Source organism: Bacillus sp. EB106-04-02-XG92, from assembly GCF_058791995.1.
In genome coordinates this window covers 96482-122744 of record NZ_JBYTEA010000006.1, presented here as the reverse complement: position 1 = coordinate 122744, position 26263 = coordinate 96482, and the positions used below count along the sequence as shown (strand labels likewise).

The 26263-nt window shown below is 32.2% G+C and carries 22 protein-coding genes and 2 pseudogenes; 7 read left to right on the top strand and 17 right to left on the bottom strand.

All coding sequences use genetic code 11. The annotated features are described in order from the left end of the window. Positions 1–11 precede the first annotated feature (11 nt). On the bottom strand, positions 12–164 hold the full coding sequence (locus AC3WVA_RS16695; RefSeq protein ID WP_098880757.1) for a hypothetical protein: 153 nt from the start codon (positions 162–164) through the stop codon (positions 12–14). 278 nt (positions 165–442) lie between these two features. Then, entirely contained in the window at positions 443–655 is a 213-nt protein-coding gene (locus AC3WVA_RS16690) for an alpha/beta-type small acid-soluble spore protein (protein ID WP_000069660.1), read from the bottom strand. A 274-nt stretch (positions 656–929) separates the two neighbouring features. On the opposite strand from AC3WVA_RS16690, the gene AC3WVA_RS16685 reads away from it, so the two are divergent. Then, complete coding sequence (locus AC3WVA_RS16685) at positions 930–1406, top strand: YndM family protein (RefSeq protein ID WP_195757095.1); 477 nt, start codon at positions 930–932, stop codon at positions 1404–1406. Between the two features lie 33 nt (positions 1407–1439). Here AC3WVA_RS16685 and AC3WVA_RS16680 read toward each other — a convergent pair whose 3' ends face one another. Together AC3WVA_RS16680 and sasP are read right to left on the bottom strand one after the other, a co-directional pair. Next, positions 1440–1955 (bottom strand): DUF3231 family protein, encoded by a 516-nt coding sequence (locus tag AC3WVA_RS16680; RefSeq protein WP_000512140.1) that lies wholly within the window; start codon positions 1953–1955, stop codon positions 1440–1442. A 292-nt stretch (positions 1956–2247) separates the two neighbouring features. After that, the gene (gene sasP, locus AC3WVA_RS16675) at positions 2248–2460 is read right to left on the bottom strand and encodes a small acid-soluble spore protein, SasP family (RefSeq protein ID WP_000002841.1); all 213 of its coding nucleotides are present in this window, start codon (positions 2458–2460) and stop codon (positions 2248–2250) included. Between the two features lie 230 nt (positions 2461–2690). On the opposite strand from sasP, the gene AC3WVA_RS16670 reads away from it, so the two are divergent. Together AC3WVA_RS16670 and AC3WVA_RS16665 are read left to right on the top strand one after the other, a co-directional pair. Beyond that, positions 2691–3824, top strand: coding sequence for a zinc-dependent alcohol dehydrogenase (locus AC3WVA_RS16670; protein ID WP_098238293.1), 1134 nt, complete (start codon positions 2691–2693; stop codon positions 3822–3824). Between the two features lie 234 nt (positions 3825–4058). After that, on the top strand, positions 4059–4913 hold the full coding sequence (locus AC3WVA_RS16665) for a manganese catalase family protein (protein WP_048527794.1): 855 nt from the start codon (positions 4059–4061) through the stop codon (positions 4911–4913). A 247-nt stretch (positions 4914–5160) separates the two neighbouring features. On the opposite strand, the gene aspA is transcribed toward AC3WVA_RS16665, so the two are convergent. Further along, complete coding sequence (aspA, locus tag AC3WVA_RS16660) at positions 5161–6591, bottom strand: aspartate ammonia-lyase (protein WP_492322047.1); 1431 nt, start codon at positions 6589–6591, stop codon at positions 5161–5163. A gap of 53 nt (positions 6592–6644) precedes the next feature. Further along, positions 6645–7649 (bottom strand): asparaginase, encoded by a 1005-nt coding sequence (gene ansA, locus AC3WVA_RS16655; RefSeq protein WP_195756968.1) that lies wholly within the window; start codon positions 7647–7649, stop codon positions 6645–6647. Positions 7650–7832: 183 nt separating this feature from the next. Here ansA and ansR point away from each other — a divergent pair, with 183 nt between their 5' ends. The 3 genes and pseudogenes from ansR (at position 7833) to AC3WVA_RS16640 (ending at position 9037) form a co-directional block, all read left to right on the top strand. Next, positions 7833–8183: an HTH-type transcriptional regulator AnsR gene (ansR, locus tag AC3WVA_RS16650; RefSeq protein WP_195756969.1), complete on the top strand. Its 351-nt coding sequence runs from the start codon at positions 7833–7835 to the stop codon at positions 8181–8183. Positions 8184–8386: 203 nt separating this feature from the next. After that, positions 8387–8626: pseudogene (locus tag AC3WVA_RS16645) on the top strand (nitroreductase family protein); the annotation flags it as partial. A 39-nt stretch (positions 8627–8665) separates the two neighbouring features. Beyond that, complete coding sequence (locus AC3WVA_RS16640) at positions 8666–9037, top strand: DUF1304 domain-containing protein (RefSeq protein WP_088081149.1); 372 nt, start codon at positions 8666–8668, stop codon at positions 9035–9037. A gap of 175 nt (positions 9038–9212) precedes the next feature. Here the strand turns inward: AC3WVA_RS16640 and AC3WVA_RS16635 are convergent. The 10 genes and pseudogenes from AC3WVA_RS16635 to AC3WVA_RS16590 all read right to left on the bottom strand — a co-directional run. Next, positions 9213–9387: pseudogene (locus AC3WVA_RS16635) on the bottom strand (nucleotide excision repair endonuclease); the annotation flags it as partial. A 211-nt stretch (positions 9388–9598) separates the two neighbouring features. After that, positions 9599–10678 carry a Ger(x)C family spore germination protein gene (locus AC3WVA_RS16630; protein WP_098521621.1) on the bottom strand — a complete coding sequence of 360 codons (1080 nt, stop codon included), beginning with the start codon at positions 10676–10678 and terminating at the stop codon, positions 9599–9601. Between the two features lie 2 nt (positions 10679–10680). Further along, positions 10681–11763: a GerAB/ArcD/ProY family transporter gene (locus AC3WVA_RS16625; RefSeq protein WP_071759116.1), complete on the bottom strand. Its 1083-nt coding sequence runs from the start codon at positions 11761–11763 to the stop codon at positions 10681–10683. 20 nt (positions 11764–11783) lie between these two features. Then, on the bottom strand, positions 11784–13283 hold the full coding sequence (locus tag AC3WVA_RS16620) for a spore germination protein (protein ID WP_195756970.1): 1500 nt from the start codon (positions 13281–13283) through the stop codon (positions 11784–11786). Positions 13284–13649: 366 nt separating this feature from the next. Further along, on the bottom strand, positions 13650–16055 hold the full coding sequence (locus tag AC3WVA_RS16615) for a PAS domain S-box protein (RefSeq protein ID WP_492322046.1): 2406 nt from the start codon (positions 16053–16055) through the stop codon (positions 13650–13652). A 666-nt stretch (positions 16056–16721) separates the two neighbouring features. Next, on the bottom strand, positions 16722–18122 hold the full coding sequence (gene hblB, locus AC3WVA_RS16610; RefSeq protein WP_492322045.1) for a hemolysin BL regulatory component HblB: 1401 nt from the start codon (positions 18120–18122) through the stop codon (positions 16722–16724). A gap of 376 nt (positions 18123–18498) precedes the next feature. Continuing rightward, the gene (gene hblA, locus AC3WVA_RS16605; RefSeq protein WP_098346703.1) at positions 18499–19626 is read right to left on the bottom strand and encodes a hemolysin BL binding component B; all 1128 of its coding nucleotides are present in this window, start codon (positions 19624–19626) and stop codon (positions 18499–18501) included. Between the two features lie 36 nt (positions 19627–19662). Next, positions 19663–20883, bottom strand: coding sequence for a hemolytic enterotoxin HBL lytic component L1 (gene hblD, locus AC3WVA_RS16600; RefSeq protein WP_098346704.1), 1221 nt, complete (start codon positions 20881–20883; stop codon positions 19663–19665). 62 nt (positions 20884–20945) lie between these two features. Continuing rightward, the gene (gene hblC / locus AC3WVA_RS16595; RefSeq protein WP_098521625.1) at positions 20946–22265 is read right to left on the bottom strand and encodes a hemolytic enterotoxin HBL lytic component L2; all 1320 of its coding nucleotides are present in this window, start codon (positions 22263–22265) and stop codon (positions 20946–20948) included. Between the two features lie 1180 nt (positions 22266–23445). Then, positions 23446–24675, bottom strand: a complete 1230-nt coding sequence (locus AC3WVA_RS16590) for a helix-turn-helix domain-containing protein (RefSeq protein WP_098521626.1) — start codon at positions 24673–24675, stop codon at positions 23446–23448. Positions 24676–25103: 428 nt separating this feature from the next. Between AC3WVA_RS16590 and AC3WVA_RS16585 the strand changes: the two genes are divergently transcribed. After that, positions 25104–25232 carry a peptidase gene (locus tag AC3WVA_RS16585; protein ID WP_088298402.1) on the top strand — a complete coding sequence of 43 codons (129 nt, stop codon included), beginning with the start codon at positions 25104–25106 and terminating at the stop codon, positions 25230–25232. 672 nt (positions 25233–25904) lie between these two features. Here AC3WVA_RS16585 and AC3WVA_RS16580 read toward each other — a convergent pair. Further along, positions 25905–26126 carry an alpha/beta-type small acid-soluble spore protein gene (locus AC3WVA_RS16580; protein ID WP_044783651.1) on the bottom strand — a complete coding sequence of 74 codons (222 nt, stop codon included), beginning with the start codon at positions 26124–26126 and terminating at the stop codon, positions 25905–25907. Positions 26127–26263 lie beyond the last annotated feature (137 nt).

Below are 26263 nucleotides of genomic sequence, written 5' to 3'. Positions count from 1 at the left end.
ACGATTCTCCTTTATTTATGATGAGAATGTCCCTCATGATCACTTAAATACTTCTCAGCAAGCTTTTCAACAACATCAATAACATCATGAGCCTTTATTTTATGGTTTGCTACTCTTTCACTGCCTACTGAAATCTCAACTGTAAATAACGCTTCATATTTCATTCCCTTTACTCCTTCACATGTAATTGTACAAGTATAATTGCTGTTTAGATTTACACCCTCTAATCTTTTATCCTTTTACTTTGAAAAATTAATTATGTATTTAAAATCTCGAATTTTTAAAAATCAAACAAATAAATCTAATAATAAAATTGTTAATATTATTATTTTACATTTGTAAATCTTAAATACTATGAACGCTACTAAGCTTATTTACTAAAAAATGTATGAGAAAGGGAGAGACGACACGCCTCTCCTCTATATCCATTTTGTATATAAAATTAACGAGTAACTCCACCACCAAGTTGTTGCTCAGCTAATGATACAAGACGTTTTGTAATTTCACCACCAACAGATCCGTTAGCACGAGCTGTTGCGTCTGCTCCAAGTTGCACTCCAAATTCTTGAGCAATTTCATATTTCATTTGATCAAGAGCTTGTTCAGCGCCACGTACTAATAATTGATTGCTGCTTCCACTGTTATTGTTTGACATATTGATTCACCTCCTTCTTTCTTTAATATGTTAAATTACATGCTAAAATATATAGCTAATTAATTGGTAATTACGACCACGAATTCAAAGGTATAATTGATGCCCTTTAAGCCCAACATAATAGTGTATAGGAGAACGAAATACAATATACGTGCCATGGGATATTATAAATAGGCCTCCATCAGAAAATGAAACGGGTTACGCTATATAAAAGCATAACCCGTTTCTAATGAAAGATTCTATTCCATATACGTTTAAACAATGGAGGAAGATAATGAAACATATTGTTGCTTTATTAATTAAATACACAGCGATAACTGCAGTATTACTTACCGTACTCGGTATCTTTCAAGGCATTTCCATTCCTAGAGTATTACTCATTTCTCTTTTCCTAACAGGAGCTGCCTATTTAATCGGCGATCTCTTCATTTTGCCTAAATACGGAAATATGATTGCTACAATAGCAGATTTCGGCTTAACCTTCTTCGGAATTTGGCTTTTAACATCCTTATTTACTAATTTAGATGCTACTCGTAATATTGGATTTTCTTCATTTATAGCCACATTAATTATTGGCGGAATAGAGGTTTTCTTCCACATTTATATGAAGAGGTTAGTACTGCGTAACGACGATGAATTAAGAAATCACAATCATATTCATCATGATAAATATGCTATGGAAATGTCAGATGAATATATGGATTCTTCCACAATAAATAAATCCAAAGTTAAGGATACATCTAAAAAATAAAAAAGTGGCCAATGCCACTTTTTTATTTTTTTATTAAGCTTGATCAGAATTTCTTACATGTAACGGAGGTGGAACTACCCACCCTTTTTTCTTACTTAAACGCAGCAAAGTTACACCTGCTTGCGCTTTTTTCATATGAAATTGTCCGAATAGCATCCCTACATCTTCTCGAAGACATTTTCCCATCACTTGGCTACATGTGACAAGTCCAGCTGCTAATCCTGTAGAAACAGCTGCTGCTATTTCAGCATCATTAATACGCGCTCCTGGAGGAATATCTTCGATAGATGCAACTGGTCGTTCTGGAGGAGCAGGCGGTAATGCTACGCCATTAACCTTTAAAAGAGTTTTTAACTCTTCTATTTCCGAGTTCATATCATTTTCAATTAAGCTTTCTAAAAACTTCTTCAAATCTTCGTCACCTGTGTGATTCATAAACACTTGATGGCTTGCGATTCCACCTTGTGCTGCTAGAAGATAACTCCAAATATCAAATACTTCTCCGTAATGTAACGGTTCATTTTGAGGATTTCCACTTAAAATACCCATTTTTAAATTCCTCCCTTTCGAAAATATCATAATAAATATTGATTTCAATATTGAAATCAAATTTTTAAGTATGCTTTTTCCTGCAAAAGATTTTCTACTATGCATGGAAAACACCTTTCCAACACTGCGTGTTTATTGTTTAGGAAAGTAGTTTACAAATCAAATACTCAAAGATTATGAAAGAAGATTATCGATAATCTTTGAGTGAGAATTCATTTACTATAAGGGTTTGTTTTTATACATATACAAAAGAAATTGATTTACATATCTGCTATATTTTATACCAATTTACTTAGCGGTTAGCTCTACCACCAAGTTGTTGTTCAGCCATTGCTACTAAACGTTTTGTAATTTCACCACCAACAGATCCGTTTGAACGAGCTGTTGTATCTGCACCAAGTTGTACACCAAACTCTTGTGCAATTTCATATTTCATTTGATCAAGAGCCTGTTCAGCGCCTCGAACTAATAATTCATTACGACTTCCACTATTATTGTTTGCCATATTGTTTCACCTCCGATGTTTTTTAATATGCTACAAATTATGAAATAATAATTATCCTTTTTATGGGAATTTTATCATGAATAAATATCGAGTTTCTTCTTAAAATAGAGCAAAAGACATAAAAAAGAAGAGTTGCTATAACATACTTTCATAACAACATTATGTATAGATTTCTATTTTGCCAAGAGATACATATAAATTATGAAAAATGATTTCTAAGGAGATATAAGATGAAAGCTGTAACCTATCAAGGGCCAAACCAAGTACAAGTGAAACAGGTGGATGATGCAAAGTTAGAGAAAAAAGATGATATTATTGTAAAAATTACTTCAACCGCTATTTGCGGTTCTGATTTACATTTATATCAAGGCAATATGCCGTTACCTCCAGGGTACATTATTGGTCATGAGCCAATGGGCATTGTCGAAGAAGTTGGTCCAGATGTTACGAAAGTAAAAAAAGGAGATCGCGTTGTTATTCCCTTTAACGTTGCTTGTGGACATTGTTTTTATTGCCAACATGAAATGGAAAGCCAATGTGATAACTCCAATCCTCATTATGATTCTGGTGGATACTTTGGTTATACAGAGAAATTTGGTAATCATCCAGGTGGACAAGCAGAATATTTAAAAGTTCCTTTTGGAAATTTCACTCCATTTGTTATACCAGAATCATGCGAACTTGAAGATGAATCTCTACTGTTTTTATCTGATGTTTTGCCAACAGCCTATTGGAGTGTAATAAACGCAGGTGTTAAGCCAGGTGATACTGTTATCGTCCTTGGTTGTGGACCTGTTGGATTAATGACACAAAAATTCGCTTGGATGCAAGGAGCTAAGCGCGTAATCGCAGTCGATTACTTAGATTATCGGATACATTATGCAAAAAAGATTAACAATGTTGAGGTATTTGAGTTTACAAAGTTCCCTGATATGGGAGAACATTTAAAGGAAATCACACATGGCGGTGCCGATGTAGTCATTGATTGCGTGGGCATGGATGGGAAAAAATCGCCACTAGAATTTCTAGAACAAAAATTAAAATTACAAGGTGGAACTCTCGGGCCTATTCAAATTGCTACGAAAGCTGTAAGAAAATACGGAACGGTTCAAATGACTGGCGTTTATGGTGGCAATTATAATGCATTCCCACTCGGGGCATTTTGGGTTAGAAATATTAATCTTAAAATGGGACAAGCACCTGTTATTCATTTTATGCCAGAACTATTTAAAAAAATAACAAACAAAGAATTCGATCCAAAGGAGATTATTACACACAAAATCCCCCTCGAAGAAGCAAGTTACGGTTATCAAATTTTCAATAATCGTGAAGATGATTGTATAAAAGTCATTTTGAAACCTTGAAGATACAATTTATTATTCTTCATGAAAAGATAAGATTACACCCCGTAATCTTATCTTTTTTATTAAATTGTAAGTAGCTATTCCCCACTTTCATCTCACATCGAAAATAGTTATTTCAAAAATACTTTGCATTTTAAGGTAACGGTTTGTTGGTAAAAAAATGAATCATAGTATTAAGTAACCAATTAGCGGACACGATAACAATGTTAACTAACTTAAAAAGAGGTGTACTTCATGTTTTATTATAAAGAGGAAATAATTAATATGATTAAGCCGGATAAACCAGACCCAGCTGCTGCAAAAGTTTTACAAGAAATATTAGGTGGACATTATGGTGAAATGCGTACAATGATGCAATATTTCTTCCAAAGCTCAAATTTTAGAGGTAAAGAGAAGCAATATCGCGATTTACTTCGAGGTGTTTTTTTAGAGGAAATAAGCCATGTAGAACTTGTACAACATACAATTAATCAGCTATTAACTGGATCTGGTGAACCTACGCCAGGAAATGCTGGTATTGACAAAGCACCGCTTGATGAAGCGGTTAAACATGCAAATCCTCACCACTTTATTGTAGGTGCTCAAAGTTCATTGCCTGTTGATGCAGCTGGAAATCCGTGGAATGGATCTTGGGTATATAGTCATGGAAACTTAATTAGCGATTTACTAGATAATGTCGTACTTGAATCTACAGGCGTACTTCAAAAGACTAGAATTTATGAAATGAGTTCTAATCAAACATTTAGAGAAACTCTTGCATTTTTAATTGTACGTGATAATGCACATCAAAATGCTTTTGCAAAAGCTTTAGAGACATTAGGAGTTGAATGGGGAAAACTCTTCCCTGTGCCGAACTATGATATTAATAAATATCCAGAGTGTAGAAAATATGTAGACATGGGATTCCATAATGCACAATTTAATTTCAGCTTAGATCCAACAAGAATGGGAGAAATATTCCAAGGTGAATCACCAAGTAGAAACAAAGGAACATTAACAGTAACGGAACCACCAAAAGGTTTTCCTGTACCAGAACTTCCTGAAATGCCAAATGAGCATAGTCCCGGATTAAAAGATATGGATCTTTAAGATCATTATGGCCAACTATTTATTCATGGTTGGCCATAGTTCTTTATAAAGATTCATGTAAGCTTGTTGTTAATATGATAGGATGTTTTAAAATCAAGTGATGTTGATCATATTTCTGCTCCTCTTAATTTTGTTTCTATGAACCATTAAACGCCACTGTATACTTACTTATAATCTCCCTACCTCTATTCACGTATAACATCCCTATATTGTAAACAAAGAGGAGGGACTTGTCCCCCCTCTTCTTTTAATTTTTCTTTAAAAGAGTTGCTCCTGCAATCCCTGGATGTGTCATTTCGAATGGATCTAGAATTAATTCTAAGTCCTCTTGTGACAATACACCATTTTTCACACAAAGTTCTCGAACGGATTGCCCTGTCGCGATTGCTTCTTTCGCAACGCGAGCTGCTGCTTCATAACCGATATGAGGGTTCACGGCTGTAATAATTCCTACACTTTTCTCAACATACTCTTTTAAGCGATCTTCATTCGCTTCAATTCCTTTTAAGCAATTATCTGTAAAGGCACGGAAACCGTTATTCATAATGCTAATTGATTGAAGTAAGTTGAAAACAAGTACTGGTTCCATAACGTTTAATTCTAATTGTCCTGCTTCTGAAGCAAGGCAAATTGTATGGTCGTTACCAATGACTTGGAACGCAATTTGATTAATTACTTCTGGCATAACAGGATTTACTTTTCCTGGCATAATAGATGAACCTGGTTGACGAGCTGGTAACATAATTTCTGCTAAACCAACACGTGGACCTGATGCCATTAAGCGAAGGTCATTCGCAATTTTAGACATATTCATCATACATACTTTCAGTGCTGCAGATACTTCTGTGTATGCATCCGTATTTTGCGTCGCATCTACTAAATCTTCTGCACCAACAAGCGGTAATTCACTAATTGCAGCTAAATGTTTTACAACTGCTTCAATGTATTCTGGATCTGCATTTAAGCCTGTACCCACTGCAGTTGCCCCCATATTTACTTCATATAAATGTTGACGCGATTGTTGAATTCGTTTCATATCACGTTCAAGTACGCGAGAGTATGCTTTAAATTCTTGTCCAAGACGGATTGGCACAGCATCTTGTAAATGTGTACGACCCATTTTAATAACATGGTCAAACTGCGCTGCTTTTAATTCAAATACATCGTGCATATAACCCATCGTTTGTAATAAACCTTCTAATGCGTTTAATGTTGCGATATGAATCGCCGTTGGGAATGCATCGTTTGTTGATTGCGCCATGTTCACATGACTATTTGGACTAATATAATGATAGTCTCCCTTTTCCATTCCTAATAATTCAAGAGCACGATTGGCAATGACTTCATTTGCATTCATGTTCATTGAAGTACCTGCTCCGCCTTGGATTGGATCTACAATGAAATGATCATGCCATTTTCCATCAAGAATTTCTTGAGCAGCTTCTGCAATCGCGCCGCCCTTGTTCAATTCCAATCTTCCTACATCTGTATTCGCAAGCGCTGCAGCTTTTTTTACAACTGCGAACGCACTAATTAAACTTTCATGAATTTTATACCCTGTAATCGGGAAATTTTCAACAGCGCGTAAAGTCTGAATTCCGTAATATGCCTCAATAGGTAATTCCTTTCCTCCCAAAAAATCCTTCTCCACTCGCACGTTCTTGTTTGTCATTGCCATTTTAATTTCTCCCTCATATTAAATGTAAAACCTAAATAAATCATATAAAGTCATTACCAATCCTTATCAGATTTTATTGTTAAATCGTAGGATAAAGGCTCTTCAATAATTTTTTTAATCTCTTCTAATTTATTAGTTTTTCCAAGTGCCCACATCAATTTTGCTATGATGGCTTCCGTATTCATATCTCCAGACAATATTACTTGATGTTGCGCCACTTTTCGTCCTACTTCATAGAGAAGTATGTCTTCTCCTTCTTCCAGGCATTGAGTAGTAATCACTACAGCAATCCCCATTTCAGTCAACTCTTGAATTTTCGAAAGCAAGTTCCTTCCTTCAAAAGGTAATCCACCGTTACCAAAACTTTCAATAATAACCCCTTTATACAAATCTTTTAAACAATCAAATATCTCTGGCTTTGTACCTGGGTACAATTTCATAAGAAAAACATCCGTACATAAATTAGTATTTATTGAAAGTTCATTATGGGAGGACGTTGGCTTCCAATGATATTTCACTTCATCTTCATTTACCTCAGCAACATATGGATAATTCACACTTTCAAATGCATCATAACTTTTTGTTCGCATTTTAACTGCTCTCGTCCCAATAATCACCCTACTATCAAAAACAATAAACACACCGCCAACATCCTCACAGGCAAATCTAAGAGCATCAGCTACATTTTTCTTTGCGTCTGTCTTTTTAAAACTAATAGGCACCTGTGAGCCTGTTAAAACAACTGGTTTTCTTAAACCTTGAAGCATATAAGATAACGCAGAAGATGTATAAGCTAATGTATCCGTTCCATGTGTAATCACAAACCCGTCATAGTCATCATAGTGATTAAAAACAGCATTAGCTATTTCTTTCCAATGCTCAGGTTGCATATTGGTACTATCAATATTCAGTAAGATTTTGCAATCTATTTCTAAGTTTCGAGACGTCTTCGAAAAATAATTCAATAATTCCTCAGCGGACAATCCTGGAACAAGCCCTTCATTCCCCTCCACAGATGCAATTGTCCCACCAGTTGCAAGTAATAAAATTTTCTTCATACACAACCCCTCCATAAAATAAACAATGATATATCGTTCGCGTAATGCGTATTTATATTTATCATTATAGAACTTAATTTGAATTAATCAAGATTTTGTATTCAATACGCGTACTTTTTTCTATTCTTGATTCTTTTTCTATGTTATAATTAATTTAATAAAATTAGATGGGGTATGAGACGAATGCTGGAACGTTTATCTAAATTAAGAAAAAATCAAAAATGGTCCTTACAAGAGACAGCAGATCGACTTGGGATTGCGAAAAGCACCTATGCTGGTTATGAAAATGGTTATAGATTACCTTCATTACAATCTTTATCTAAAATAGCAGATTTATTTGATACGTCTGTAGATTATATATTAGGTCGAATTGAACATTCACATCAAAACAAAGATGTAATTGATATTACAAGACTCCTAAACGATCCAGATCCAACACTTTTAATAGATGGGGAAGCACTTTCAACAGAAGAGATAATTGATTTTATTGCTTTTGTGAGAAGTAAACGAGAACTAAGTTCCAAGAGAATATAAAATATTAAACCAACATGTAAAAGTTGATTCAATAAAAAACGAAGACACTACACTCTTTAAACTAAAAATACTTAGACAACTAATTTGTAAACGGTATATATAGGATTAATCCGAATTTATTTTATTAACTTTATATTTATAAATTATATTTTAATATTTTGTATATACAAAATATTCTTCTTAAAAACTTCCATATCAAGAAAAATCGCGGAACTATACTGATTGATCTAGTACTTCTCTCTATGCAGTTCATGCTGACAGCACTTGCACATAAATATGATTCCACTCCAATCAGAGAGCATGACAAAGAAAATAACAATACATTCTTTGGATTGGAAAAAGAGCGCTATGTATCAGTTATAATTCTATCTATTGATAAAATAGCCAACGAAGGATATGCTACATATCGTCTCCCTGTTGAGAGAACTGCAAAATGGAAATAGCATAAAACTTATATTAAATACTAAAGGAGGCAGAATAGTATGGAAATCATCACAGCTATTTTAGTAGGAATCGTAGCATTAGAGCATTTATTTATCATGATTCTCGAAATGTTTTTTATTAATTCAAAAGTAGCAAAACGCGCTTTCAAATTGCCGAAGCATTTAGAAGGAGATCGAAACGTAGCCATTATGTTTGCAAATCAAGGTTTATATAATGGATTTTTAGCAGCTGGCCTCATTTGGGGACTTATACTTGGAAACAATCACATTGGTTATATGGTTCAATTATTTTTCGTCATTTGTGTAGTGGTAGCAGCTATTTTCGGGGGTTTCACATCCAATAAATCAATTATCGTGAAACAAGGACTTCCTGCTATTTTAGCGCTGCTTGCCCTTTTATCTGTCATATAGAAAAAGAGAATTTCAATAAAAGAACTCATTTTTGAAAAAAACACGCTATTCTTTCTGACGATCCATAGGAAAGGATGGCGTTTTTATATGTCTATTTCTGTATCGAAAGAATTTGGAAGTATAACAGATTTCAAACAAGAATTATGTCATAAAACATAGTTTTTTAACCCACTCATTTTACTAATTTACCCTTTAACTCCTCCCTTTTTCTTTAGCTTCATCAATTCTAATAACATGGATTTTTTATTTTTCAGCTTAATGAATTGAGTATATAACTCTGGGAATTCTTTTTGAACTTCTTTATTTAATACTGTTTTATATTTAATCATATAAATTACTTGTAACAAGGTGTAAGTGTAACCTTTAGAATTGGTGTAGATTATGAAATTATGCGTCACGGAATGCTAATATGGTTACTGTAAGTGATAAAGCTACAGGTATAAAAACGATTAACAAAGCATCTTAATGTTTATGAAATGCTTTGTTAATCGTTTCTCTTCTCCCTAATCTCCTGCAAGATTCTATTTTTTATTAAAATTTTCCACATCTTATTTGATTTATTTATTCTGTAACACCAGATTGGGTTACTTTTACATCAGCTGTTACACGAAAACGTAACTGTTTATAGGATTCTTCCCATTCTTGACTGTTCCATTTTCTTACGTGAGTTCTACCAAGCTTTCTAAGCCCTATAGGATCTGTTCCTTTTTTAATAAATCTCTTTATCAATGTAGTTGCCTTTTTTTCTATTTCTGTTTCCATAATTTTTTCTAATTTTTTTATTTCTTTAGGATTATCTAGATTTTTTGTTTTTGTAAATTCTTGAATTTCAGCTTTAACTTGAATATGAGCATTTACGAATGGATGCTTACTATTTCCCGCCATTTTATATTTTGTTCTAGCCTTTATATTCTCTATCGTGGCGTACGTGTTTGAAGAACCAGGTAGTTTGAATTGGTATGTACCTTGTTTAAAATTATCTGTCAACAATTTAAATACAAATAAATCTTTAGGGTTCACTTTATCAACCATTTTACATCTTTTAAAAAGTGCTATTCCATCTAACTCCAACACGTTACCTTTTTTAGATATCATCGGTAAATAAGAATCTCTCGCATCATCATTAAGTTGGTTTAAAAACATAAAAAAATTTGTTTTTGGCTGCGTTCCGTTGTCCATATTTTGCTCCAGTAAAGAGGATAAATAGGAAGCAATTTCTTTTTCTTTAGAATAGTTCCCCTTCAATAGTGATTCCCCTTTTACATTTGTAATTGCTAAATAAATTGCATTTCCTACACTAGGATTTCGGTTCAAAGTCTCTAAAATTTCCTGCATTCCCTTTTCAATTATTTTTTCATTAAATATAATAACACGCAATTGCCCCAACTCTAGAGGCCCAGAAGATTTTTCGGATGCTCTTGCAAGAACTTCTCTACCAGTCTGGCCTGATGCTGAATAGATTTTCGTTTCACCTTCCCCGCCTCCTTTATAAGCTGAAATCGCAAAGGTTCCTTTTAGCTTACCTTTTGCTTCGGTATCATATGCCGCAACTTGAACTAAGTCAATGTCATCCACAATTTTCGTTTTAGCACAACCTATTAAGAAGACACTTACTATAAAGAAAAGTATCCATCGCTTCATGTTTATCTCCTTAACTTTATTTTGGCGGTTTGAATTAGCCATAATACAGGTAGGTATACATATATATATATAAAGCCAATTTGACCTGTCCAAGTATTTAATAAGTTGATTTTATTACGGTTATTCAAGAAAAATGATAAAACAAAGATGAACAGGATGATAACTGGTAAAACATATTTTTGCTTTATTCCCAGTGCCTCTTTTATACCACGACTTACTCCCCATAATGTAAAGGAAACGTTAGGTAATATAAAAAAAGCCCAAACAGAAACAATAATGTATTCAAACCGCTCTATAAAGGGAAATTGTATAATTTTAATCATGCTTAAATATGCCCATATCGCGCTCGCTAGTTGTTTTTCACTAAAAAACGCAAGAGTTAAAATCATAAGGTATGTGTAGACAATAGTCGTTACTAAATTTGCATAGTGCGCATATTTTTGAGACGTTCTTGCCTTTTTAATAAATGGGTAGTACAGCAATAACATTTCAAATCCAAAAAAACTAAACATATTTCCTTTCATTCCTTTCATAATTTCTAGGAATGAATGCTGTGCAATTGGAAATAAATTTTGAAAATCTGCATACTGCAAAGGATAAAAAAATGTGAAGATTAGAATGCTTGGGATAACGATTCCAAAGAAGCCGATTCCGGCAACTACCCGAAATCCTCCAGTAACAATGTAATAACATAGACCCAAAAAAGCCCCTGCTATAATCCAAGATGAAATGGAAGGAAACATCCAAACATGTACTACTTCGATATAAGTATGTAGTGTTGTTGCACCTAACAATACAATATAAGATAAAAAAATGAAGTTGAACATTCCACCAATCCATTTCCCAAACACATTTTGATTGATTGCAATGATATCTCCATTACCCTGATTTAAAATCTGATATATGATCCAAATGATAAGATTAACAGATATTCCAAAAAGTAGCGTACTTATCCACGCATCATTTCCAACTAATTTTGCACTAATCCTTTCAAAACCAAGCATACCAACCCCCATCTGTATAGTAATAATTAAAAAAAATACCATATATGGAGAGACTTGATACTCAATTGGGACCTGTTTCATAATGCTCCTCCCTGTTAATTTCAATCATCAAAATCATTTCGTGATTTGATTTTATTTTTCTCTACCCCTTCTGGATTAAAACGAAAACGCTGTTTAGACCTTGAAAAAATAGGACGTCGGAACATCGCTGAGATTGGCATACGTATAATGCTGTCTTTCCAATCTGTAGGGCGTGTAGGATAAAAAGGGAACAAATAAGGACGTCTTAATGATTCTGTACGTAATAGGCGTGCTAAAAGTAAAGAACTTGTTAAAACAATTCCTAATAAGCCCAACAGGTGTGCAGCTATTATAAAAGGAAAACGAATTACTCGAATTGTATTACCAATTCGATATATTGGTGCTGTAAATGAACTAAGAGCTGAAAGTGCAACAATGATAATAAGTACGTTACTTGTAAGACTTGCCTCTACCGATGCTTGTCCAATAACAATACCCCCTACTATACCGACAGTTAGACCCACTTTAGTTGGTAAACGTGTCCCCGCTTCTCTCAGTAATTCAATCGTTATTTCTAAAAAAAGTGCTTCAATGACTGGAGGAAAAGGTACTTTACTTCTCGATATGATCAACGTTTCAAGAAGTTCTTTTGGAATTAGCTCATAATGATATGTTAAGATCGCAACATATAATGGAGTCGTTAAAACAGAAAAGATAAAAGCAAAAATCCTTAACAGTCGAAAAAATGAGGCCATAATCCAAGGCATGGTATAATCTTCTGTCGTAGAAAAAAAGTCAATTAATGTTGTTGGAAGAGTGATAGCATAAGGCGAGCCATCTACAAAAAGTGCAATTTTCCCTTCTGCTAATACAGCTGCTACACGGTCAGGACGTTCGGTATTCAAAAATTGAGGGAATATAGAATTCGGGTTGTCTGCAATTAACTGAATCAAATAAGTACTATCCAAAACATGGTCTGTTTTTATTTGGCTTACCCGTTTTATAATTTCTTGTAAATTTTGATCATTTACAATTCCCTCAATAAATACAATGGCAACAGTTGTGTTAGAGAGCGCGCCTACTTTCAATTCCTTCATTTGTAAATAAGGTGTTGGAAGCTTTCTACGTACCAAATTTAAATTCACATCTAAATCTTCGACAAATGCGATTTGCGGACCCACAATATTGTATTCAATTTCAGCTTTTGTAATATCCCTTTTTTCTTTCTTTGACACATTTACTAACAAACAATTTAATGTATCTGTATCAAACTGAATAAGTATATAGCCATTTAAAATACTTTCCTGAATATCTTCCATTTGATTTGTTACTTTTGAATTCTCAAAGGGTAAGACAGACTGAATATCTTGTAACGAATCGAAGCTCTTCTCTTTTATATAAGTCAAAACCTCTTCATGAAATATATTTACATCGATTAATGTTCTAAAATATGAAAGGACTATAGAGGAATTATTAGAAGCAATTTCCAACGTTATAAAATCTTTAGATTTTTTTAGTAATTTCATTAACTCCTGTAAAGATTCTATAGAGTAAACAGATATTCTTTCATGCGGTTTCAATTGATAATACCCTTCCTTTCAAAAAGAAACTATATATAGTTTTCAGGAAATTGCTATTTTTAAAATTAGGGATGGTGATATGTAAGTATACTTATTGAATTAATAATAACGTCTTTGAAAATAACTTAACCAAAATTAGTTAAAAAATGTATTAAAAGTAAAAATCAAAAATGTTTTCGAGCATAATTACAATATTAAAAACATCCTTTCTTTTGGTTCTAAAGAAAGGATGTTTTTATAACAAGCTTTTTCAAGTGCCTATTCTATAGGGTACATTTACCAGTGTTCTTCTCTTTACTATTTCATTAAGTAACATTAGCATTACATTCTGTATGGTTTCTTAAAAAATTTCAGTAAAAGAATATATTAATTTTGAAGTGTACAAATAGGAAGAGTGACTTCAACTGTAGTTCCCTTATTCACTTCACTCTCAATAAATATCTTTCCCTGATGTGTTTCAATGATTTTATAACAGATCATTAACCCTAAGCCAATCCCCTCTTCTTTAATACTATAAAAAGGTTCTCCGAGATATGGTATACGTTCTTTTGGAATCCCACACCCTTGATCGATAAAACAAATGCTTAATTGATTATTATCAAGTATATTTAATTGAATGAGAATTTCCCCTCCCATCGGCATAGATTCAATTGCATTTTTTAATATATTAACAAATACTTGTTTTAATTGATTTCCTTCACATGAAATCAATGGAATACCAGGGTTAAGATCGATTCTAAATTTTATATTATTCATCATTGCTTGAGGTTGTAGTAGCATTAAAACTTGATCCATTAGCACACTAATATCATTAGGTTGTATTTTTACCACCTGTGGTTTGGCTACCGCCATAAATTCAGTTGTAATGCTCTCTATACGCTCAATCTCTGATGATACTATATTAATATAACCCTGATTATTCTCATTTTCCGTTGATTTTAGTAATTGCATGAACCCTTTCATTGCAGTTAATGGATTATTAATCTCATGAGCCATTACAGTCGCTAATTGTCCTACAACAGCAAGTTTTTCAGATTTTCGCAATAATTCTTCTGTTTTTAGCCGTTCAGTGATATCACGAGAAATACTTAGGAAAACTTTTTTACCATTTAAGTTAAAAACACGAACACTAAACTCAGTTGTTATTACTTTTCCTGTTGGAAAAACATATTCATCTTGCAAAGTGAAGGAAGTTTGTCCCTTTTTAATTTTTTCTAATAACCTTACGATCATTTTAGAATCTTGTGGTACTATATTTGAAAATGATAATGAGAGCAACTCTTCTCTACTATATCCAAATCTTCTACACCCAACAGGGTTTACCTCAATAAATCGACTTGGAGCATTCTCTTCATTCAGCTCTACTACATATACGGCATCAGTTGCTTGTTCGATTAGTGCACGGTATTTCATTTCACTATCTCTTAATTGCTGGTGTAATCGATGCCGTTCTCTTTCTGCTTGTTTTCTTTCAGAGATGTCTCTACATATTGCTGATAAAGCTATCACATTTCCTCTTACATCTAATATAGGAGAAACTGTCAGACTGACATCAAGAAGACTCCCATCGTTACGTTGTCTAACAGTTTCTAATCTAGTAACCACAGATTCTCCTGTTAGAATTTTCTGAATATTTTTAAGTGATTCTTCCATTAAAAAATCTGGTACACAAGGTAATCTCTTACCTATGATTTCTTGTGATGACCAACCAAATATCTTTTCATAAGCTTTATTCGCTTGTAAAATATACCCTTCTCGATCAGAAATGGTAATAGCATCTAGATTGTGCTTTATAAATGATTCTAATAATTCTTTGGTAGCGCTTAATTCTGATTCTACCTTTTTCCTTTCAGTTATATCAACTGTAGAACCAACAACTTCAATAACTTGTCCATTTCGTTTAATTGGCCTAAGTGCAATAAGAATAATAGTTTTATCATTTGGCCAAGGTAATTCAAATATAATTTCTTTTCCTTCCCATGCCTGAAGATAGTACTTCATCAATTGTGGAACTAAATGTGGAGGAATAATAGAAGCATCAATAGTACGTAAGCTTTTTCCTACCACCTGTTCAGAATAAAATCCGTTTTGATAATAAAACTGTCCATCACATAAAGTGTGTATAAAGTGCTTACCCACTTTTTTAAATTTAAAAATTCCTCCTTGAAGCTCATGTACGGTATCTGTAAGTTCTTGCTTCGATTTTTTTAATTCTCGATTCATTTTAGATAAGTCCTTTGTTAAATAATACAATCTCTGGTAGGCTTCCATAAGAAATAGCCCAATTAAAAGTCCTAACGCTATATATAATAAGCCTCCTGTGTAAAGTAATGTAGTATTAAATAATACGCCAACTAACCACTTTATTCCGACAAAAACAGAAAAATATAAAGATGCACTTTTAAAAGGATGAAGGTTTTTAAAATATGTTTTAAAACTAACAAACAGGATACTCATACCTAAATAAGCAATCACAGGAGGTTCCCAATACCCTCCTATGTGAAAAATGCGCATTATAATTATGCTAATTAACGTAATGCAACCAGCAATACGACCAAAGTAAATAAAAGATAGAATAAGAGGAACAACTCGTAGATCGTAGGAAAATCCCATGTATGGAAAAGAAAAGAACATTAACGTAACTGCAATAATCCCTCCATAGAGTTTTTCGAAATATCGACTAGAATTAATTGTAAACACTTGAATAAATATTGCTGCGCTAACTAATAAAGAAAAAATAGAAAGATTGATGAAATAATCTTTAATAATCATGTAATGTCCCTCCTTGCATTAAGTCTATTCGACAAAAAAGCTAAAAATCCTACAAATAGTATAAACAGTTCAGATGCATAAAATCTAGAAAAGTAAATAAGGAGCACAGCAGATAAGATATTTTAGTGAAAAGTAGTTTAAAAAAGATAATAGCAACCGTTGACTACTATTATCTTTTTTCTTTAAGTTATCGTAATATGTCTGAAACTCTAAGGGACGTGGTATGTCATTTCATCGAACAATGATTATATGCTGAGTTCATGAATATAGAAATTTCATCTGTAATTTTTGAAACATAACACAAAAAAACAAAACTATCTTTAAAAATGGAAAAAGCCTATATCAATGTCAACTAATCTATGTACAAAAACATTCACTTAATTTTGCATAAAATTACTGCACTTAGGAAGCGAAGTAGTTCTTCAGGGTCCATAAGAACACCTGTAGATGCTTCAGGATAACTACATAATTGTATGAGTATGAGTGATGTACTTGAAACCTTTCGGTAAAACCATCCACATAATGCAACTAACTCCTTGGTTCAATATTTACTTTTTCTTTAGCTAAGTATTCTAGGACATAAGGAGATATATGCCATTGCAATTTTTCAATTAACTTGGTGTCTAGTTTATTGTCCAGCTCCAATTACTTCGTTACTTTTCAGATTCAGTTCATTATATTTTGTACTTTGTCTTTATACACAACATATTCTTTACCATCCACTACTGCTACTACCGCAAATTCATCATTTGGATTGAATGAAAGCCAATCAGCCCACATGTTAGTATTAGCCCCTCCACTCCACATATTATGAACAGTGTTTTTAGTTAAATTCATAACTTTATAAGACGCATTTGGCGCATTTGTTCCAGTCTTTATTTCAAAAGTGTATGCGTTATGAATTTTTTTATAAAAGTAGAAAACGTTTGCTGGACGAAACTGATTCAAAAAATCCTCTTCTTTTTTCTCTGCAATTTTTATCCCTTCTTGCAAAGTGACAACATCTGTTTTTAATGTTTTCCAACTGTTTTTCGCTGCATTCAAGCTAGGGGTTAAGAATTTATACTTATTTTGATCAGCTTTTTGATCAGCTTTATCAATATGTCCTAGTACACCCGAATATTGAGAATCTAAATCCTCCCATTGCGTAGACATATAAGTAAGAGCAGTGATAGCACTATCAAGCATACTATGCATATCATTAATATTATGAAATGCAACTCCAACTACACGATTCAATGTTATTTTATAATCTACAGTCTGACGCAATTTTGCTAATTCAGGTTCTAGCCAACCTAACTTACCTCTTGCATCACCTATCATTATGCCACCAGCAATCAAGGTTGGAATAAATGGGATTTTCACCATGTCTAATCCCTTAGATTCTATGTCTTTCTGATATTTTACTTGTCCTAAAAGGTCCTCTAGACGCTTTTGGTCAGCCTCCACATCAGCACCTTGGTTTTTTAAAATCGATTGCAATGTCTCTTTATGACTTCCAAATGTTCTAACATCTTCTCCAATAGCATTTTTTAATTGAATTAATTCTTCTATTAATGCTTTTGCAGACTTTTGATTTTGTTGAATTCCTCTCTGTAAATCAGTAATCCCTTTTTTTAAAGTATCTCCATTTCCATTATTGATCGCCTCTACTAATGTTTCATAATAATTTTCAAATTTTGTATCGTATTCTATAATGCCTGTCAATGTATCAAAAAGCTGTTTTTTTACTTGTGTATTCCATGTAACAGCATGTGCTCTTGCATTCTTTTGATCCTGTACAATTTTACTAGGTAAATCTGCATTTCCATTAATTGTTATTCCTTCAAAACTCACATCTGGATTATGAATTAGCAAATAAGAATATTCATTCATAGCTTTTGCAAATAAACCAGCATCTTGCAAAGCTTTTTTCATCTGTTCTTCATTTGCTGAAAGAGACATATTTTCATTGTTGGTTTGTTCAATTTCAATTGCAAAAGTTTCTATTGGTATGACTGCATAAGTAGTTGTTATAGTTAAAAATGCTGATACAGCGAATAGTTTATTAGGGATTTTTTTCATCATTTCGTATTCCTCCTATATAGGGTATGGTTTCAAGTTCTAATCTTATTAAAAAGCGATGTCTTTCAAAATAAGTTCTACCTCTTTTAACAATATCGTTAGAACTTTCTTTAGCAGCCTTCAAATCATCAAGTATTAAAGAAAATTTATATACTCTGCTCCAAATTAATTCATTCTGTTTCAGATTTTAAAAAAGCAATTAAACTACAAGGTTATTCTTTTATTCGAATCATACTTATATATAATTGAAAGGCGAAGTCTTTAATGAGACTCCGCCTTTCTGTTATATAAGGATTTATTAATTATTACTTTTCTGTTTAACAGTGTAATCATAGACTTTCTATGTTTTAGTTCACTTTACAACAGAATTAATATTTCCCTATTTTTGTGGAGTAACAGTTTCCACTTTTAATTCCTTTATTCCTTCTTTTAATGTAACAGCATCTGTTCGTAATGTTTTCCAACTGTCTTTCGCTGCATTTAAATTAGGTTTTAAGAATTTAAATTTATTTTGATCGGCTTTTTGAGCTGCATTCTCAATATGCCCTAGAACGCCCGAATATTGAGAATCTAAATCATGCCACTGCGTGGACATATAAGTAAGAGCGTTAATAGCATCATCAAGCGCCTTGTGCATTTCATTAATATTACTGTAAGCAACTCCAACTACACGATTTAAGGTTACTTTATAATCCACGGTCTGACGTAATTCTGCTAATAAAGGCTCTAATTTACCTAAATTATCTCTTGCTACTCCCACTATGATACCGCCAATTATTGGTAGACCCAAAATAGCACCCTTCATTACATTAAACCCATCAGATTCTAATTGTTTATAATAGTTTACTGATTCTAATACTTCTTCTAGACGCTTTTGATCGGCATCAACATCTGCACCTTGATTTTTTAAAATTGACTGCAAGAGCTCTTTATTACTTCCAAATGCTCTAACATCGTGTCCAATAGAGTCTCTTAATTTAGTTAATTCTTCTATTAGTTGTTGTGCATACTTTTGATTTTGTTGAATTTCACCTCGCAAATCTGTAATCCCTTCTTTTAAAGTTTCTCCATCCCCTGTATTAATCGCCTCTACCATTGTTTCATAATAATTGTCAAATGTTGTATCGTATTCAACAATACCATTCAATGTATCTAAAAGCTGTTTTTTTACTTTCGTATCCCAAGTAACAGCATGTGCTCTTGCATTCTTTTGATCTTGTACGATTCTACCAGGTAAATCTACATATCCATTAATGGTAATTCCCTCAAAATTCACATCCGGATTTTTAATTAACATATAAGAATAGGCATTCATAGATTTTGCAAATAATCCAGCCTTTTGCAAGGTCTCTTTCATTCTCGCTTCATTTGCAGAAAGAGCTGTATCTTCATTGTTCGTTTGTTCAATTTCACTTGCAAAAGTTGTTACTGGTGAAACTACATTAGCAGTTGTAATAGTTAATAGCGTCGATACAGCGAGTAATTTGTAAGGGATTTTTTTTATCATTTCATTTTCCTCCAATTTAGGTTTTAAATTTCAGTTCTACTCCTGTTTAAAAGCAATATCTTTTGAAATGAATTCTGCATCTTTATGAATATCATTCCAACTTTCTTTAGCGGCTTTTAAATCATCTGGTATTAAAGAGAATTTGTGGTCTTGCATAGAATCGATATTATCCAATAAATCTGTATAATTTGCGCCCATTGTATTCCATTGCTTTTGAATATTTGTTAGAGACAATATCGCTTGATCTACAGTCTGATATAAATATGCCAATGTTTCTTTCGCGTTAGTAAGCGAAAGAACTGCTTGATTAGCACGATCTGCTTTCATACTTAATTCTCCGATTTTGTTAGAAATTTCGTTATAGGAGTCCATATGCTTAGATGCTGTGACACCAGCCGCAGTTCCTAGACCGATACCAGCTGCTCCAAGAGCCGAGAGTCCACCAACAACAGCCGGTGTTGCTGTACCGCCAGTTACAACAATAACTACCGCTCCTCCAATAGCTGCAATAACTAAAATAGCTGCTCCCAATCCACCACCAATTGACCATGCTAATACATCATCAAAATGTTTTTTCTGAGTAGAACGAAGTTGCTCAATTTCAGCTTGAAGTTGTGGAATCGTTGCCTGTTGACCTGCTAATATTGCAGTTAATCCACCTTTCCCATCTGGACCACCAACATTATTTTTAAAATCTGTAGAATTTTGATATAGTTTCCCTTTGAAGTCTTGTAGCATCTTAATAACATCTGTAACTTCTTTTGAATTTGTATTGATTGTAGTAATTAAATCATTTATACCCTCTTTTAGACCTGCCTTATCTTTCTTTTGTACAGTTTCTACTAATGTGTCGTAATAATTTTGAAATTGTTCATCGTAGTTTACAATATTACGAGCAGTTTTTTGAATCTGTGGCTTCGCTGTATCTAACCAGTAATTCGCATTGATTCGTGACAGCTCTTGATTAAGGTGAATATTTTTGAGCAACTCTCCCCCTTCTGAACCTAAATCGATATTAGATAAATTTACATTTGGTTGCTTAATCATTGTTTTTGCGTATAAATCCATTACTAGAATATGAGACCCTGTTTCAGCCAATGCTTTCTTCAGTCCTTCAGGACCCAATGCATAATTGCCTACTTTTTGTTCTTGAGCAGTCGTTTCTTGTGCAAATGCATGAATAGTGTTACCGGTAGTAGCAGTTATAACAGTTGCTATTGTGGCTAAAGTTAGTACTTTGAATGGAAATTTTTTCATGACTATTCTCCTTCTTTCGCTAAATGCCTATAATCTTTATCGATTTTCAAAAAAACGTAATATCAAAATTTATATACTTGTTCTTCAAGGTAACTTATTACATTTTTTAATTGTCTTAATGTATCTTTTTGAGACTGCTCGTTAGTTGTATCAACATTAGTAGATAATTTTGTAATGCTATTTTTTATTAGATTTAAATCTTCTTTATAGCGCTTTAGTAAATCAAGTTCTACATCTACTTGATTTGCAAACGTATGCAAATCATTTTGTGTAAGAAGAAGCATTGATTTTTGTAAATCAGCTATTGATAATTTCGTTGTTAAATCATATATTTTTTGATTTTGTTTCTCTAAATCATCTAAATATGCTCGCTGTTCTGCTGTTAATTTATTTACTTCAGCAAAAACGCCAAATGTTTTCTTAATCTTTTCGGTATCAATGACCTTCATCAGGTCATACTCTTGTGTTTTGGCTGCGGCTGCGGCTGCTATTTCACCTTGTTTGCTTTTCTCAATTGCTTCACGAGCTGCTTTTTTTGCTGATTCAATCTCTAGAGCAGTTTTACCTTGCTCTGTTGCTTCTTGCACTGCTTTTTTCTCTGCTTCTAGAATAGAGTTGTTAATTTCTTTTCCTTTGTTATACGCTGCCACCCCCGCTTGAGCAGCTGGTTCAATAATTTCTTTTGAAAGACTATAAACTTCTTTGAATATAGCAAATCCCTGCTCATTTAAAGCTCCTGGTATTAATGCAATTTGCTGTAAATCATTTTGAATTGCTTTTTTGGTATTTAATATTTCATTTTTTAACTGATCTATTTTTCCTGTTCCATCTGTACTTAGTATGCCTTGCGCAGTTGCCACATTAGTATCAAAATCTTTTAATTTTTTATCAAGCTGTAATTTAAGATCTGTTAATTCATTGATTTGTCTTTGCGCATTTTCTTGATTCGTCATAGCCATTTCTTGAAGTACTTCAAGTCTATCCGAAAACCCTTCTCTATCTTCTTTATTGTCTACATACGATTTTAATGTCGGGTAATAACTATTAAATTTTGTTACAAATCCTTTACTTTTTGAATTTAATAGAATTAACTGTGGATAGAGTTCCGATGACCATTCCTTCATATCTTGTTTGATTAGGAATTGATTGGTATTTAAAGCTGGGACTTCCTCTAGCTGTACATTAGGACTCATTAAAGATTGATCAATATACGTTTGGATTAATTTAGATTGCGCACCTAATTTTCGTAATGAAGAGGAAATATCCATGCCTTCCTGTTGAGTTTCCGCTTGAACGATTGGTGTTGCGAGAGTATTGATAGGAATAGTTGCTCCAGTTACAATGGATGTGACTAATAATCCTGTCATTATTTTAGTTTTCATTCCGTACACTCCTTTACCATTGTTTTTATAACTTAATTCATATAACTTGTACGACCGCTCTCTTTGTAAACTGGATAAGAAGGAGAAATCTTTCAGATACGTTAATATCGTTGTTTTTTACTTCTAATAGGATGTAAGGATTTTATTTATCTCTCATTTCGATACTCTATTTTTTTAAATATAAATAACAAAAATTTATTAACTATATTTGAATCAAGCACCTTATGAGTAGTAAATTATTAATTCTTTCCTAAAGTTGCGGTTTAACTTACAGAATCGTGAGGATCAATAAACCAATGCTTACAGTTAATCTTGTCATAACATTGTTTAATTTTAATTTGATAATATCCCTCTTAGTTTTGTCAGCAAACTCCTTACTAGACAACAAAAGGTGAAATTATACTGTACATTGCTTATACTTTTATTGCGGAATAACTTCACTTTTGTTATGCAGAAACTTAGAACACATTTATTACCAATTTGATTCTTGACCTCTTGTAAATAAATTGACTATTTAGAAAATTATTAAAGACATAATGTTACTTACAACTTCACTATAATTCCTATTAGCGTAACCTTCTCCTTTCTGTCTGGTCATACCAGTTATGTTGTTCATTAAAACATTAAATTTTTAATGCGTAAATAGAAAAATTTTGTCGATTACGCTCGATAATTTACTGTTAAATAAAAATATGAACCGAAAAAAATTATATAAATATAGTTATTCGTAAATTTCATTTCTGTAATTGTAATGATTACAAATTAATGTGTATACGGTTAAAAATAACTATTTTAGCTCAACCAAGAAATTTTATTTTAGAAAAAATACTTATAGAATAATATAATAGGTCTTTTTATACTTTTTTACCTTTATTTAGTTATGTATAATTGCATATAATGTAGATATATTTAGTAATATATGTTATATCGTTGATTTTTTCACAAAACATCCTAATATCATTATTAATAAATATCTAATATGAAGATATTAGCCTATAAACTTATCATCGTTATAAACATAGGTTTTTAATTACAAAAAAGCTGCAAAGCTTCCTTGAAACACTTTGCAGCCTTCTGTCTTTTTGTTTTCTTTAGCAAAATAATGGTTAGTGAATTTTCATTTTTTCGGATACCTACACCCATGTTTAAGTCTTTACATTGAAGACAGCAGGTAACAAACTTATATTATTGTATATTTTTCACGGTACTGCCTAGGAGTCATGCTAGTGATTTTTTTGAAAACTCTTATAAAATAACTTTGGTCATTAAAGTTAAGCCAAGCACAGATATCTGATAACGAATAAGTAGTAAGTGTTAATAATTTTTTTGCTTCTTCCACTCGTTCCCTTTGAATATATTCGCTTAAAGTAATTCCCATTTCTTTTTTAAATAGTTTAGACAGATAAGTAGGCGTAATTTCTAAATGATTAGCAAGTTCATTCAGAGATATTCCATCGTAAACATTTTTATTAATATGTTTTATACATGTAGTAACCGCGTAAGAATACTTTTTTGCATTGTATTCTTTCACACGATCTGCAAAGGTACGTAAAGCATCCCCTGACAATCGCTTTACAGATTCTACATTATCTAATTGTTCCAGGGTTTGTATATATAAAATACTATGAGCAAAAGCAATATCTGGTGGCAGATTTCCTTCTATTGCATATCGAGTGGCTAAGGTAATCGCAATAATTCCAAGGTTTTTTTGATTCCTGAGCGGATCCTCTATTAGCATAAGTTCAACATCTTCTTGCGAAACCGCATACATATACTGTATTAACTTTTTTTTATTTCCTTCTTTGATAGTCGAAAAGAAATCATTTACTAATGCCATATTGTGCGTTTTAGGTTTGTTTTGTCGGCGTTTTAAAATATATAAATCAGGTTTCACAATTTTATTAGGAACTTCCTCTAGTACTTTATTTTTTTCCAAGACAATATCTACATCTAACTTTTCATTGAAAATCATGTAATGTAATAAAATTCCCATATCAATTAATGTAGTTTTTTTAATCTCAGATAAACACTGATAATAGGCAAGTCTTTCTTGAATGTTATCATTTGATTTAAATTCTTTCTGAAATTTTATAATCATATCATCTGAATCTTTTGAATGTATAGTAGGACCGATTATAATAGTCCCTTTAATATCATCATGATTTTCTATATGAATTAGAACAAAATTTTCAAGATAGTTGTTACTTCGAAAAAGTGGCAAGTTACAGGGATCGTTTTCTTGATAAATATCACTAAGATGTTCTTCTTTTGAAGAATAAAAAGGACTACAAACATTATCAGATGTAGAATGATATAAAATTTTTCTGTCTGCAGATAAAATATGTACAGGGGCATTAAATGCTTTATGTGCAAGATCACACAAGTGTTGTATATCGATAGAAGTATTCATTACATTCTCCTTTATAGATCCATAAAATATATTCTGTTATATATAATTCACGACAAATAATACTATAAAATATCAAATTAGTACAATTCACAACAAAATATTACTATATCTTTTTTATAAAAATCATATATTATTTAATTGTAGTTAGCATCTAAATATCAGAGTAGATAAGTAAAGGAAATACACTAATTTCTTTTCTTAATTCTACAAGATATATTATTGAACTTGAGAAAACAGTGAAGTACTACAAAATACAGTGGTAGTCAATGCGAGGACCAAGCTGGAAAAAGATTTAAAATAAAGCGAAAGTAAAAAGAGATACTGTACCACCTCAAGAAACAACAGTCAAAGTTCCAATTCAATCATTTATACAAATTGAATTCAAAAAATAAATACTGCTAATTTAAATGTGAAACTGAAAAACTATTTTGCTTCAAATTTTAGAAACAGATAATAAAGAAGTTGTGAAATTGGAAACAGATGAAAGCGATACAGCTATTTTTGAAGCCCTATGCTTTGAAAAGTACAAGGTGGAGGAAATTCAAGTACTCAATTAAACATTTAATTGAGAGAAAGGTCTTTTCATTAACTAAAAATAAAAATAAAAAACGAATGGAATATTCAAAAAAAATGACACTATATTACTGGTCGTAACAATAGTTTTACTTTCCATAAAAGAGGAAAAAATATATAGACTTTACAAATACTAAGAATAGCAAACTAGCTAGTTTTATTACCGCATCACATAAAGTGAAACTTTAATCAGTGGGGGTTTTGTTCATCCCCCACTGATTATTAACCCACACCAATCGGGGTCTTACTGCCCAGCAAATAGCGGGATAAACTTATTATTAATTTCCAAATACAATAGTTGTTAATCAACAAAAAACTTCAATAATTAAGGTACACAGTAATTACTACAGTATCAGTTTTTACTTATTCTATAAAAAAAGAAATATCACTTAACAATTATTATTTTATATCGATTTAGACATAAAACATTATATTATATCAGCTTAAGTATTATGGAATTAAAATTACAAATAACACCAAAACCATTTTAAGAGCTCATACATCGTTCGTATCGAATTTAACACCTTTAGATACCTATGTCATTAACACAACTAAAAAAGATTATCACAAAGGAATCTGAGAGGTTTTTTCAATTCCGAAATTTATTTTTTTGTAAATTAAAGGAAAAATAATCCATATATATACGGATTATTTTCTTAGTGTAATCTGTATTGACCTGTTAACTGTTTATCAGCCATTCGAACTAAGCGTTTTGTAATCTCTCCACCGATCCGAACCATTTGCAGATGATGTGATGTATCAGGTCCCAGTGTGACTCCTAGTTCAAAAGCAATTTCATACTTTATTTGCTCAATAGTACTTGTAGTAGCAGAAATAAGAATTTCATTTGTATTACTTTCGTATCTTTGAATATTTATAATTGCACTTCCAATATATTTATAAATAACATGTGCCTACTTATGCTATTTATGCATAAGTAACCTAATTTCTTCCAGTATTTTTTATAGGAACCCTTTCCCTCCCCTTATTCCACCAATTAAATTTGAAACACAAA

Excerpts from the sequence above, each read along its gene's own strand:
- AC3WVA_RS16695 (WP_098880757.1), bottom strand. The coding sequence starts at position 164 with ATGAAATATGAAGCGTTATTTACAGTTGAGATTTCAGTAGGCAGTGAA.
- AC3WVA_RS16690 (WP_000069660.1), bottom strand. The coding sequence starts at position 655 with ATGTCAAACAATAACAGTGGAAGCAGCAATCAATTATTAGTACGTGGC.
- AC3WVA_RS16685 (WP_195757095.1), top strand. The coding sequence starts at position 930 with ATGAAACATATTGTTGCTTTATTAATTAAATACACAGCGATAACTGCA.
- AC3WVA_RS16680 (WP_000512140.1), bottom strand. The coding sequence starts at position 1,955 with ATGGGTATTTTAAGTGGAAATCCTCAAAATGAACCGTTACATTACGGA.
- sasP (WP_000002841.1), bottom strand. The coding sequence starts at position 2,460 with ATGGCAAACAATAATAGTGGAAGTCGTAATGAATTATTAGTTCGAGGC.
- AC3WVA_RS16670 (WP_098238293.1), top strand. The coding sequence starts at position 2,691 with ATGAAAGCTGTAACCTATCAAGGGCCAAACCAAGTACAAGTGAAACAG.
- AC3WVA_RS16665 (WP_048527794.1), top strand. The coding sequence starts at position 4,059 with ATGTTTTATTATAAAGAGGAAATAATTAATATGATTAAGCCGGATAAA.
- aspA (WP_492322047.1), bottom strand. The coding sequence starts at position 6,591 with ATGGCAATGACAAACAAGAACGTGCGAGTGGAGAAGGATTTTTTGGGA.
- ansA (WP_195756968.1), bottom strand. The coding sequence starts at position 7,649 with ATGAAGAAAATTTTATTACTTGCAACTGGTGGGACAATTGCATCTGTG.
- ansR (WP_195756969.1), top strand. The coding sequence starts at position 7,833 with ATGCTGGAACGTTTATCTAAATTAAGAAAAAATCAAAAATGGTCCTTA.
- AC3WVA_RS16640 (WP_088081149.1), top strand. The coding sequence starts at position 8,666 with ATGGAAATCATCACAGCTATTTTAGTAGGAATCGTAGCATTAGAGCAT.
- AC3WVA_RS16630 (WP_098521621.1), bottom strand. The coding sequence starts at position 10,678 with ATGAAGCGATGGATACTTTTCTTTATAGTAAGTGTCTTCTTAATAGGT.
- AC3WVA_RS16625 (WP_071759116.1), bottom strand. The coding sequence starts at position 11,763 with ATGAAACAGGTCCCAATTGAGTATCAAGTCTCTCCATATATGGTATTT.
- AC3WVA_RS16615 (WP_492322046.1), bottom strand. The coding sequence starts at position 16,055 with ATGATTATTAAAGATTATTTCATCAATCTTTCTATTTTTTCTTTATTA.
- hblB (WP_492322045.1), bottom strand. The coding sequence starts at position 18,122 with ATGATGAAAAAAATCCCTAATAAACTATTCGCTGTATCAGCATTTTTA.
- hblA (WP_098346703.1), bottom strand. The coding sequence starts at position 19,626 with ATGATAAAAAAAATCCCTTACAAATTACTCGCTGTATCGACGCTATTA.
- hblD (WP_098346704.1), bottom strand. The coding sequence starts at position 20,883 with ATGAAAAAATTTCCATTCAAAGTACTAACTTTAGCCACAATAGCAACT.
- hblC (WP_098521625.1), bottom strand. The coding sequence starts at position 22,265 with ATGAAAACTAAAATAATGACAGGATTATTAGTCACATCCATTGTAACT.
- AC3WVA_RS16590 (WP_098521626.1), bottom strand. The coding sequence starts at position 24,675 with ATGAATACTTCTATCGATATACAACACTTGTGTGATCTTGCACATAAA.